This is a genomic window from Candidatus Eisenbacteria bacterium (assembly GCA_030017955.1).
In the GTDB taxonomy this organism is placed as follows: domain Bacteria; phylum Eisenbacteria; class RBG-16-71-46; order JASEGR01; family JASEGR01; genus JASEGR01.
Genome location: JASEGR010000017.1, coordinates 1 through 11,516 on the forward strand (window position 1 = coordinate 1; position 11,516 = coordinate 11,516).

The 11,516-nt window shown below is 51.6% G+C and carries 6 protein-coding genes; 2 read left to right on the top strand and 4 right to left on the bottom strand.

Going from position 1 to position 11,516, the window contains the following annotated elements; all coding sequences use genetic code 11:
* Positions 1-99 precede the first annotated feature (99 nt).
* Complete coding sequence (locus QME66_03950) at positions 100-543, bottom strand: hypothetical protein (protein MDI6808122.1); 444 nt, start codon at positions 541-543, stop codon at positions 100-102.
* Between the two features lie 285 nt (positions 544-828).
* On the opposite strand from QME66_03950, the gene QME66_03955 reads away from it, so the two are divergent.
* Entirely contained in the window at positions 829-1,695 is an 867-nt protein-coding gene (locus QME66_03955; GenBank protein MDI6808123.1) for an inositol monophosphatase family protein, read from the top strand.
* A gap of 33 nt (positions 1,696-1,728) precedes the next feature.
* Here QME66_03955 and lon read toward each other — a convergent pair whose 3' ends face one another.
* The 3 genes from lon to selA all read right to left on the bottom strand — a co-directional run bounded on the left by lon (position 1,729) and on the right by selA (position 9,486).
* A complete protein-coding gene (gene lon / locus QME66_03960; protein MDI6808124.1) occupies positions 1,729-4,182 on the bottom strand; it encodes an endopeptidase La in 2,454 nt (817 codons plus the stop codon).
* A 158-nt stretch (positions 4,183-4,340) separates the two neighbouring features.
* A complete protein-coding gene (smc, locus tag QME66_03965; protein MDI6808125.1) occupies positions 4,341-8,024 on the bottom strand; it encodes a chromosome segregation protein SMC in 3,684 nt (1,227 codons plus the stop codon).
* Between the two features lie 34 nt (positions 8,025-8,058).
* Positions 8,059-9,486: an L-seryl-tRNA(Sec) selenium transferase gene (gene selA, locus QME66_03970; protein MDI6808126.1), complete on the bottom strand. Its 1,428-nt coding sequence runs from the start codon at positions 9,484-9,486 to the stop codon at positions 8,059-8,061.
* Positions 9,487-9,691: 205 nt separating this feature from the next.
* Between selA and QME66_03975 the strand changes: the two genes are divergently transcribed.
* Entirely contained in the window at positions 9,692-11,416 is a 1,725-nt protein-coding gene (locus tag QME66_03975) for a S8 family serine peptidase (GenBank protein ID MDI6808127.1), read from the top strand.
* Positions 11,417-11,516 lie beyond the last annotated feature (100 nt).

Consider the following 11,516-nt stretch of genomic DNA (forward strand, 5'->3'; position numbering starts at 1 on the left):
GGAGGTTACACCATCTCCTCTTTTACAGGAAGCCTATGACATCACCCCTATGACCCCGATTAACCAACTCCTTTTTCGGAGGTTACACCATCTCCTCTTTTACAGGAAGCCTATGACATCACCGTTTAGAATTCCTGCAATCGCAATAATAATGAACTCCATCATCGTAGCTATAGACGGTCTTCCAGCAATCCAGTCTTGTGAAGTCGCCTCTTGCACCTCTTTGATAAACAAATCCTCTATGCCTAAGCGCACTCTCAAGAAACAAGAAGCCAAAAGTAACGCCATAAATAGAAGGATAGTTAATGAAGCCAAAGGAAGAATAACCTGCGCGAATCCAGATTGCGCTTCTTGAGACTTTGCAATAAAATATACAGTAAGACCGCTTAGGAAAAAGCAGAGGGCGGTCGAAAATTTCATAGTTATCCACGTCGGCAAAATGCTTTTTAGAATACCGATATCAAAAATCCAACCCGCCATAACCATAATTCCCGCAACCATAACAATAATGCTCAGTATTTTTGCTATCTTTTGTCTATTCATAACTTATTCTCCCAGTAGAGCGTTAAGGACGTTGAGACCGCTTCCGTCGTGGAATATTATCGTCCAGGTTCCTAAAACTAAAAGAGAAAAATGTCAAACCCTTGCAGTCAACATTCAAAGCACGTGACATTTCCTTAGTGCTCGCTGTGACAACCTTGTCGTTGACAAAGTGATGACGCTGTACGAGCATGAGTGTTCGGGAATAAGACCGACCCTGGCAGTTTGTGTCATGAAGAGGTCTGAGCGATAGAGGCCTAATCGTGCAAGAAAATAACAATCTAATCTATGAATGTTCTTGACATACCCGAACTCGTAATGGCAGGTGAACTGGTGAAAAAGAAGGCGGTTTCGACTAAAGAAATGGCGGGTTTCCTCAAGGTTGCCACTTCAGTCGCAGTCCAGGCAGGAGAAATATTGGCAAAGAACTTTGGAAAGACTCAGAAGGTAGAACTCAAGGGAGAAATCGACCTGGTAACCGACATTGACAGGAGATCGCAGGAGTTCATTGTGGGGAAACTAGGGAAAGCTTTCCCTGACCACTCGATAATGGCCGAAGAGGCGCTCTTCGAGAAGAAGCATTCTCAGTACCTCTGGATAATCGATCCACTTGACGGCACGACGAACTATGCGCACGGATTTCCAGTTTTTTGCGTCTCGATTGCGCTTCAGTTCGAGAAGACAATGGTTGCCGGCGTAATTCATAATCCGCTTCTCGGCGAGACATTTTCAGCAGGAACCGGGATGGGAACAAGGTTGAATGGCAAGAGGGTTGTCGTCTCGAAGACCCGGCTTCTCACCAATAGCCTCCTTGCGACCGGCTTCCCATATGATTTACGGAAGCACGCCAACGAATACCTCAGGGTCTTCTGTGATATGGCGGTCCGGGCAAGAGCTGTTAGAAGAGCAGGCTCCGCGGCCCTCGACCTTGCCTATCTGGCGTGCGGCAGATTCGACGGATTCTGGGAGATGAAACTGAAGCCCTGGGACATTGCTGCAGGAGCCCTCATGGTGAAAGAGGCAGGCGGCAGAACCACAGACTATGACGGCTGCAGATTCGACCTGAGGAAAGGTAGCCTCGCAGCATCAAATGGTAGAATTCATCGGGAACTGCTGGCAGCGCTCGAGTTGACTAAGCGTATGCGGCGTTCTTGATTTCTTCCGTGGATCCCGTGGAAACTCCCCTCGCTATTCTTCGATGGTGATCTTGCCCGAGCTTCTTCTCTTCCGTATCTCCTCGACGACGATTTCGTCCGGACTCTTTCCGGGCGCAATGACAATGTTGAGAAGCGCAAGCCTGAAAACCTCATCAATTCTCTCTACGAAGGAGACCTGCATCTTCTCTCTTATCTCCGCCGGGATCTCTTCGAGGTCTTTCTCATTCTCTTTCGGGACAATCACGGAGCTTATCCCGACTCTGTGAGCCGCAAGCATCTTTTCCTTGAGCCCGCCGACTCCAAGAATCCTTCCCCTGAGTGTAATCTCACCCGTCATTGCGATGTCGTTTCTCACCGGTTTCTCGCTCAGTGCAGAGGCAATGGCAAGACAGGTAGTTATGCCGGAAGATGGACCATCCTTCGGGACTGCTCCCTGGGGAAAGTGAACATGAACGTCGTAGTCGCTGAAGTTCGACTGATCAATCTCAAGAAAATCCGCCCTTGACCTCACATAGCTGTAGGCGGCCTGCACAGATTCCTTCATAATTTCGCCAAGCTGACCTGTGATGACGAGCTTTCCGGAACCATGCATCTTGAGCGCTTCGACCAGGAGCAGGGAGCCGCCTGTTCCTGTCCATGCAAGTCCGGTCGCAACTCCAACCTCTGGTTCAGATTCACCCCTCTCTCTCAGGTAGGGTGGCGCTCCGAGAAGAGTTTCAACATCTTTTGAAGTCACATCCCACGGCCCCTTCTCTCCCAGCGCCTTTCTTTTCACATATTTCCTGAGGAGAAAATCGACTTGTCTTACAAGCTCTCTTACTCCGGCCTCATTCGTGTAGAGTTCGATAATCTTTTCCAACGCGTCATTGGAAAGTCTGATCTCATCCTGGGAAAGCCCTTGAAGAACCGCTCTCCTGGGGATGATGAATCTCTTTGCGATTTCAAACTTCTCAGTGTCTGTATAGCCGGGGAGTTCTATTGTCTCCATGAGCTCAAGCAGCGCCTCGGGAATAAACTCGGCAATATTGGCGCTGGCCATGAAAAGCACCCTGGAAAGGTCATAGGGGATTCCCAGGTAATTGTCCACAAATGACGAGTTAGACTCCGGATTCAGGGCTTCAAAAAGCGCGGCCCACGGTTCCCCGATTGTCCCCTCGCTCCTTACTCTGTCCACCTCATCGAGCATGAAAACCGGGTTGTTCGTCTCGGCGCCCCTCAACGCTCTTATTATCTTGCCGGGCTGTGAGCCAGGCAGAGTTTTCCTCTCGCCTCTTATTTCTGCCTCGTCTGTAACGCCTCCAACATTCACCCTCAAGAAAGGCCTGTTCAAGGCGCGCGCCACCGATTCGGAAAGAGAAGTCTTTGCAGTTCCGGGCGGACCGACAAAACAAAGAATGGACGGTGTGACATCTTTTCTGAGCTTTCGCACGGCGAGATACTCTACTATCCTCTCCTTCACCTTCTCCATCCCGTAATGGTCCTCGTTGAGGATCTCTTCAACTTTCTTGAGGTCTATCTCCTCGGGAAGCTCTTTCCCCCACGGGAGTGAAAGCACCCAGTCAAGGTAATTCTTCACCGGGCCGTATTCAGTGGAACTGGGAGGAATTGTCCTCAGCTTCTGAATTTCACTGGCGAGGTACTTCTTGCTTGGCTGGGAGATTGAAAGCTCGGCCAGCTTCTTTCTGAGCAACTCTATTTCTGATTCCTGCGGCTCATCTTCTCCCAGTTCTTTCCTGATGGTCTTGAGCTCTTCTCTCAGGAAACGCTCTCTATCAGTCTTCTTGATTCTCAGCTTTGCGTCTTTTGTTATGCCGGCAAGGACACGCCTCTTCTCGAAAACGTTTTCAAGCACTTCCCGGACCACTTCAAGCCTCTCGACGACATCAAGGCTCGAAAGTGTTCTCTGCTTTCCCTCAAGCTCGAAGTCGATGGCAGTAGCCACGAAGTCAGCAAATGTTCCGGGCTCCGCCGCATTCATGCTTAATGTGTGGACAAGCTCCCGGGGATAGGCACGGTCCACTTCCACAAGATTCCTTGCAAGCTGAATTATCTTCTCAACAAGGACTGAAGCCTGTGAAGGGTCACTGACGGTCTCCTTCAGGCATTCTACCTTTGCCTCAAGGTAGGGCTCAGTTTTGACGTACTCGACTATGGCAATTCTTCTCAAGCCCTCAAGAGCTACCTGAACCGTGCCGGAAGGCATATTCACCAGCCTGATCACTCTTGCAGCAATGCCTATCTTCTCTATCTCCTCGGGCTCAGGTTTACCTGAATTCATTCTCCGGGAGAGGAAAATCCCAACTATTTCCTCGGGCTTGGAGTGTTCCCTGATAAGTCTCAAGTTTCTTTCAAAACCCACCTGCACAGTTGCGACTCCAAGGGGAAAAAGCACCGTGCTCATAAGCGGCAGGATCGGAAGGACTTCTGGAATCGAGGATTCAAGTATGTCTGCGCTTTTGCCGCGCCAGAACTTCTCCAATGTCATGACAGGTCTCGTTTTCTTCCGTGCATAGTACGTCATAACAGATACTACCCCTTGGCTGGAATTTCAATCCAAAACTGTAAGGGCCTGCAAAAGTGGAAGTTTCGCCCTAATCTATCGGAAGAATACTGGAAAACATGGGGAGGAAAAGCTGGACGCCATTAGAGCAGGGTTTCAACCTCTTCTCTGATTTCTTTCCTGATTTCTTTTTTCTCCGCCTCTCTCCCGTCGAACTGAACCGACACGACGGTGGACACACCTGGCTCAGCCATCGTTACTCCATAAAGCCGGTCAGCCACCTCCATCGTCCTTTTGTTGTGAGTTATGACGATGAACTGGGTGTTCTTGCAGAAGAGCTTGAGAAGACTCGTGAATCTGTCAATGTTGGCGTCGTCAAGCGGCGCGTCCACTTCATCGAGGATGCAGAATGGGGAGGATTTCACCAAATAGAGACCGAGGAGAAACGCTATTGCCGTAAGAGCCTTTTCTCCCCCTGAGAGAAGATCCAGGCGCTGGAGCACTTTCCCCCTTGGTCTCGCCACAACTTCAATCTCGGCCTCGAGCGGATCCTCTCCGACGAGTATGAGCTCGGCGTTACCACCCTCAAAGAGCGTCGAAAACACCTGGGAGAAGTTTTGCCCAGCCGTCTGAAACGTCTCCATGAAAAGCTTCCGTGCAGTCTCATTTATTGTATTGATCACGTCGAGCAGTTTTTCTTTGGCCTCGACAAGATCCGTCCTCTGACTGTCAAGGAACCCAAGTCTCTGCTTCTTCGCGTCAAACTCATCAACTGCAAGAAGATTTACAGGTCCGAGCGCCTTGAATCGTCCTTTCAGGAACTCATACCTCCTCGACAGCCCCTCCTCGGTTATTTCCTCAGCGGCCTCGGAGGATGAAGAAGAGCCCGTAACAGCCGGCTCCACCTCAGCTTCTTGGCCGGAGCCAAGTCCCTCCTGGACATGGCCGTGGCTTTGCTCCGCCGGCCAGCTCACATCGATGCCAAACTCCGAGAGGGCTGACTCCTTGAGAGCTCTACTCTCGGTCCTCACCTCAAGCAGTCCAAGTTCGATCCAGTGGACCCTCTTTATAAGACTGTCCACCTCTCCTCGCGCTGATTTCACTTCCGACTCTTTGAGGCCCACGCTGATCTGTGTTTCTTTATGAGTCTTTTCTATCTCAGAAAGAAGGGATTCACATTCTTCCTTCTTCTTGCGCGCCTCCTCCCCACCGACGCCAAGTTCCACAGCCCTCTTCTCTATTTCCAGAAGCGACGACTCAAGCTCCCTGCCTTCGATTTCTTCCTGCTCACGCTCCCTCAAGAGCCCCTCTCTGAGCCGCTCGATCCTCTCTATCGATGAAGTAAGCTCCTTGGATCTCGAAGCAACCCTTACCCACGACATCTTCTTTTCACCAACTGCCTCCTGAACCTCCTCTTTCTTCAGCTCGAACTCTTTGACATCAAGGGCTGCCTGTGTGAGAGCGGCCTCATCTTCCTTGTTTCCAGTTTCCAGGGAGAGGAGCTCAGACCTGAGCAGAGAGGCCCTTCCCTCAAGCTCACCGATTTCCCCCTGCGCAACCCTTGAATTCTCCTCGACTTCATCAATCTTCCTTTGAATGTGGTCGACTTGAGAGGTGAGGTTGTGATACTCCTTTTCCATCTGAAGGAGAGCCTCCATTGCGACCGAGAGCACCACTTCAAGCTCACTCGTCTCACGATTGAGCACTTCCTTCTCGATCTCTTCTTCGAGGATCCGGGCTCTCATGCCTTCCAGGAGCCTTGTGCACTCCGTCTTTTCTACCTCAAGCCTCTTCAGTTCGTCCTTTCTTTCCAGGAATCCTTCCAGCTTCTCTCCTCCGGAGATGTGCCCCTTCGCCGAGATGAATTCTCCATCCAGAGTGACGAGTCTTATGTCCTCTGAACCTTCAGCATCTGCAATCCTGGTGGCTGTCTGTCTGTTCTCGACAATCAGAACACCGTTCAGCAGGAAATTGAGCACACCCTGGAGCTCGCTGCCGGCCCTCACCTTCTCAACAGCAGCGCCCAGAACGCCGGGCTCTCTGAGAATCCAGTCCGGCGGATTCTTCTTCTGAACATTACGCAGCGTCTGAAGGGGAAGAAACGTGACCTTCCCTGCTTTCTTCGAGGAGAGCCAGTCCATGCAGGAGAATGCATCGCCTGCAGTCTGAGTCACAACATACTGGAGAGAATTCCCAAGCGCTGCCTCAAGCGCATCAAGGAGACCGTGCTCAACTTCGATGAGGTTGGCCACAACACCCACAAGTCCAGGATGCTGGTTTTCCAGCATAAGCCTTCTGACCCCGGTCTCGTATCCCTCAAAAGATGCATTGAGCTCCCTGAGTGTCTCCAATCTGGAGGACACACCGGCAAGCTCTTCTCCCTTCTTCCTCTCTTCTATCCTCTGCGTCCTAAGCGACTCATCAATTCCAATAAGCTTCTCTCTTGAAGAGACTATCTTTGAGCGAAGCTCATCGACATGGCTCCGCTTGGATTCCACATTATCTTTGAGCCCGAGCCGAAGTGACTCTGTCTCATCAAGCTGTACCTTCAGGGATACTTTCTCATCTGCAAGGCGGGAAGCAGTATCCGACAGCGAAGAGAGTCTGGAGGTGCTTCTTTCAAGCTCGGCCCTCTTCTGAACTGTGGCCTGGAAGCTCTCGAGGACGGTTTTTCTTGCCTCCTCTTCGACATTTCTCCTCTTGAAGAGTATGGAATCCACCTCGGCCAGAACGGCTTCGAGGCCCCTCAGCTCTTCTGCTTCCCTTGCGAGATTCGCCTCGGCCTCAAGGCTTGCCTTCTCCACCTCTTCGCCATCGATCCTTGTCTCTTCAAGCTTCGCATCTATTCGTTCCCTGGATCTGACTCCTTCCTGAAGTCTCTCCAGTATTCCACCCTTTCTTGCATCCAGAACCATGATCTCTCTAACGATTTCTTCCAGCTCGCGCTCGCGGGCATTGAGTTCAAACTGGGTCTTTCTGAGCTCTGTCTCACCCTTGAGAGACTCGACTCTCAGTTCCTCGCAATCTGCCTCCATCTTGAGAAGAGATGCGGCAAGGTGATCTCTCTTTTCCTTTTCTTTCTCCTCATCCTGAGAAAGTTCCTTTTCTTTGAGCGAAAGCCGGCCCATCTTCATGACGCCGAGCGCAATGCCGACCCGCTTCAACTCTTCTTCCAGTCTCTTGTACCGCCGTGCTTTCCCCACCTGCCTTCTCAAAGAACGGACTTCCTTTTCGAGCTCTCCAATAATGTCATTTACCCTGATTATGTCCTGCTCCGTGAGGCTCAGTTTTCCGAGGGCCTCCTTCCTTCTCACCTTGTACTTCATGATCCCCGAGGCCTCATCCAGAAGGAAACGCCTCGCACCTCCCGAATCGGCAAGAATCGATTCAACCATGTCTCTTTCGATGATCGAGTAGGCCTGAACACCCATGCCGGTATCAAGAAAGAGGTCCCTTATGTCTTTCAGCCTGCACGTGTTCCGGTTCAGCGAGTACTCGCTTTCTCCGGACCTGAAGACTCTTCTTCCTATCTCAACTTCCGAGTATTCGACGGGCAGGATGTTCCTGGTGTTCGAGATAGTGAGCGAGACATCTGCCATGCCAAGCGGTTTCCTCTGGACTGTCCCGTTGAAGATGACATCTTCCATCTCGTGACCCCTGAGTGTCTTTGCGCTCTGCTCGCCAAGCACCCACCTTATCGAGTCGACGATATTGCTCTTTCCACAGCCGTTGGGACCAACAATCGCAGTTATGCCGGGCCCGAACTCAAGCTCGAGCTTCTTGTTGAATGACTTGAAGCCGACTACCTTAAGCTTCTTGAGAAACATTAGATACCCTCTTCAGCGTACGCGTCTGCGACACTCAGCCCCTCGCTTTTCTCAAGGCAAGAAGTATGAGCCCTGAAAGAAGCTCATCCATTTCTTCTTCAACAGTCCTCAGGTCAAGAAGAAGCTTCCCGTCTTGTATCCTGGCAATCACAGGCGGCTCTCCCAATCTCAGTTTTTCCTCGGTTCTCTCAAGGAATGCACCTTTCCCGTTGATCGCCACGAGCACGGTCGGGAGTTCAAGCATCGGAAGCGCACCGCCTCCGATTTCCGACTTTCCTTTCAGCAATTCTACCTCACAGCCCTGGGGAAGCTCACCAGAAATCTTCTCCATCACAGTCTTTGCCCGGCGCTCTATTTTGCCAGGTTCAAGCATTATCATCCTCAGTGCAGGAATCTCGCTTGCCGCGAACTCTTCGTCAAGATAGGCAAGGAGAGTCGTCTCAAGAACGGAAAGTCTCATCTTGTCAACTCTGAGGGCACGCGTGAGCGGGTTTCTGGATAGTTTCGCGACCAGTTCCCTCTTGCCGACAATAACCCCGGCTTGCGGCCCCCCGAGAAGTTTATCTCCGCTGAAGGTGACAAGCGAAGCTCCGCACTTCACGCTCTCTCTTGTCACCGGCTCTTTCATTCCCGCGCGTGAAAGGTCTATGAAAGCCCCGCTTCCAAGGTCTTCCACTACAGGGATATTGTGCTTCTCTCCGATTTCCACGAGCTCCGCAAGCGGAACGTCACTCACGAAACCCAGCATTTCGAAGTTACTTCTGTGAACCTTAAGAATAAGCGCAGTCTTATCGGTTATCGCATCAGCGTAGTCCTTCGGGTTCGTCTTGTTGGTCGTTCCAACTTCAACAAGTTTTGCGCCGCTCCTTGCCATTACCTCGGGGAGTCTGAACGAGCCGCCGATTTCTACAAGCTCGCCTCTTGAGACTATGACTTCCTTCTTTCTTGCGAGAGTATTAAGCACGAGAAGGACCGCGGCCGCATTGTTGTTGACGACTGTTGCAGCTTCGGCACCGGTTAGTCTTGTGAGCAGCGCCCCTACGTGGATTTCCCTCGAGCCGCGTTTTCCTGTTTCGAGCTCATACTCAAGATTGCAGTATCCTTCTACTGCTTCTCTCATCCGTTCTGCGGCCATGCGTGAAATCGGGGCTCTCCCGAGATTTGTGTGAAGCACGACGCCTGCCGCATTTATGACCCGCCGCAGGCGCGGTTTCAGTTTCCCTTCTATCTTCTTCGAGACTTCCTGAGAAAACGTATCAGGGTCGAAGTCAAATGCAGCTGTTTCTTCTTCGACCAAAGACTTTCTGCTGCTTTCCAAAAGTTCCTGCACGCTTTCCCTCACTAAGCCCCGCGGATGTTTCGCCAGAAGTTTCTCTATCTGAGGAAGGTTGAGGATCTTTTCAACGGAAGGAATTTTCCTCAACTCCCCGTCTTTCCCGGTCACTCTTTTCTCATCGCTCATGAGACGTTCCGACTCAACTTCCGGCCGCCCGGGCTTTTTCAAGTCCCACGGCCATCTTAGGCCAAAAGTACCAGATATAGTAACCCTGTCAAGGTTTTTTCTATATGATGTGGAAGCCGCGGCAGAATGTCCACGCTGGAGTCTAAAAACTGAAACCTGACATTCCACAGTATGGTTCAAACTTTCTCTTGACAAAAGAGGCGCGTTGGCGGTACTCTATATTGAAGTGGCAATCCTGACTCAGCAGCAGTCAGGAGGAGGCTACGCATCATTTGTCCCCAACCAGGTGACAGTCGCTTTCAAGCCGGGAGTGGCGCAAAGTTGGAACATCAGGGATTGGGTGCCATTCTCAGATTTCAGACTTCGTTCTCTGAGCGCCAAGAGAGCCATAGAAGGACTCGGCCGGGTCGAAATCAGGAGTGTCTTTCCGGGGAAATCTCCTTCCGACACGTTCCTGGTGAGGAAAGACGGGACATCTGCAAAGGTGCCAGACCTTTCTCGAATATACACAATTAGATTCGGCTCTCACCAGACTCCACTTGAGGTAAGCTCCCATTTGAGTTCACTGGAAGGGGTAGAGGCTGCGAATCCAAACTGGGTGGGCCAGTGGGCAGCCATCCAACCATGTGATGAGTATTTCCTATGCCAGTGGGGACTGTGGCCTGAGTACATGAATGTTATGGGCGCATGGGATGTGACAATGGGCGATACCGCCGTGAGGATAGGTGTCGTTGATTCGGGTGTGTGGCGTGGGCACCCGGATTTGCTTGGTAAGATAGTTCCTGACCGCGGAGACCCTGGCTATTCGTGGCATGGCACTTGGGTCGGAGGGGTGGCGGCGGCACTCACAAATAACACGAAAATTCCGCCGGACCCGGGAGAGCCCATGCCTTGCGATGAACCTGACGAATGTCCTTGCATAGGGTCTGGGTGCGAAGGTATCGCCGGGGCAGGCTGGAATACTATGCTGATTTCGTATTTCTCTCTGCCCAATGCGGATAACCTCGCAGCGGGTCTTGTAAGGGCAGCAGACAGTTGCGACGTAATTGTCACGGGCCTCGTTCTTCTGCAGGACGTGCCTGTTCTGAGAGAAGCAGTGGAATACGTGTACAATTACGGCAGAGTGCTGGTCGTGGCCTCGGGAAATACAAATCAATTGGGGGATTGCACTCCGAACTGCACGATTTACCCTGCTGCGTATGGCGATAGCGGTTGGGTCCTTGCGGTGGGTGCAATTGACAGGGATTCGACCAGATGTTGGTGGTCGAATTATGGAAGTTTTATCAGCATCGTCGCTCCTGGCAATCACATCTGGACAACAAACATACCAATGGAACTTGCACCCCCGGGTTCACCCGGGTACATTCCAACCGGCACCTATGGGAGTATCAGCGGCACCTCCGTGGCGGCTCCGTATGTTGCCGGGGTCTGTGCCCTCATGAAAGCCGTTGATCCAACTCTTACCAACATTGAAATCATGCACATAGTGAAGGAAACTGCCTCCCATCTTCCTAAATATCCGGGCGAGTGGAACGAACTTGTGGGCTATGGCATGGTGAACGCATACCAGGCAGTTGCAAGGGCTGCGGGCACAATAAGTGTGTCAGAAGGGAGATTGCAGCGTGATGCCGGGAGTTCTAACATGAAGCCAGCAATCTCCGTCAGTCCGAATCCAGGTCGTGGCAAGACAACGTTTACCCTCTCACTCCGCGAAGACTGGCCCGAGGACGCGAACGTGGAACTCACTGTATATGACGTGCGCGGAAGATTCATAAAGACCTTGTGGGAGGGTAGCCTTCGAGGCGCTGAGAAGACGGTCGCCTGGGACGGTCTTGATGATGGCGGCCGACCCGTTCCTGTAGGAGTCTATGTAGTGAAGCTGTCTTCAGGAACGCTGAGTCGCAGCGCGAAGACGGTGCTTCTGCGATAAGGTTGCGTGAAGTGTTCATTTGTCTTATGCGTGAGCGAGAAATGCTGCGGACATGCGCTATTTGGCTGTGCGCGGGGCTAGGGTTATTTCTGCTTTTGTT

Coding starts and splice junctions, on each gene's coding strand:
- QME66_03950 (MDI6808122.1), bottom strand. CDS start 543: ATGAATAGACAAAAGATAGCAAAAATACTGAGCATTATTGTTATGGTT.
- QME66_03955 (MDI6808123.1), top strand. CDS start 829: ATGAATGTTCTTGACATACCCGAACTCGTAATGGCAGGTGAACTGGTG.
- lon (MDI6808124.1), bottom strand. CDS start 4,182: ATGACATTGGAGAAGTTCTGGCGCGGCAAAAGCGCAGACATACTTGAA.
- smc (MDI6808125.1), bottom strand. CDS start 8,024: ATGTTTCTCAAGAAGCTTAAGGTAGTCGGCTTCAAGTCATTCAACAAG.
- selA (MDI6808126.1), bottom strand. CDS start 9,486: ATGAGCGATGAGAAAAGAGTGACCGGGAAAGACGGGGAGTTGAGGAAA.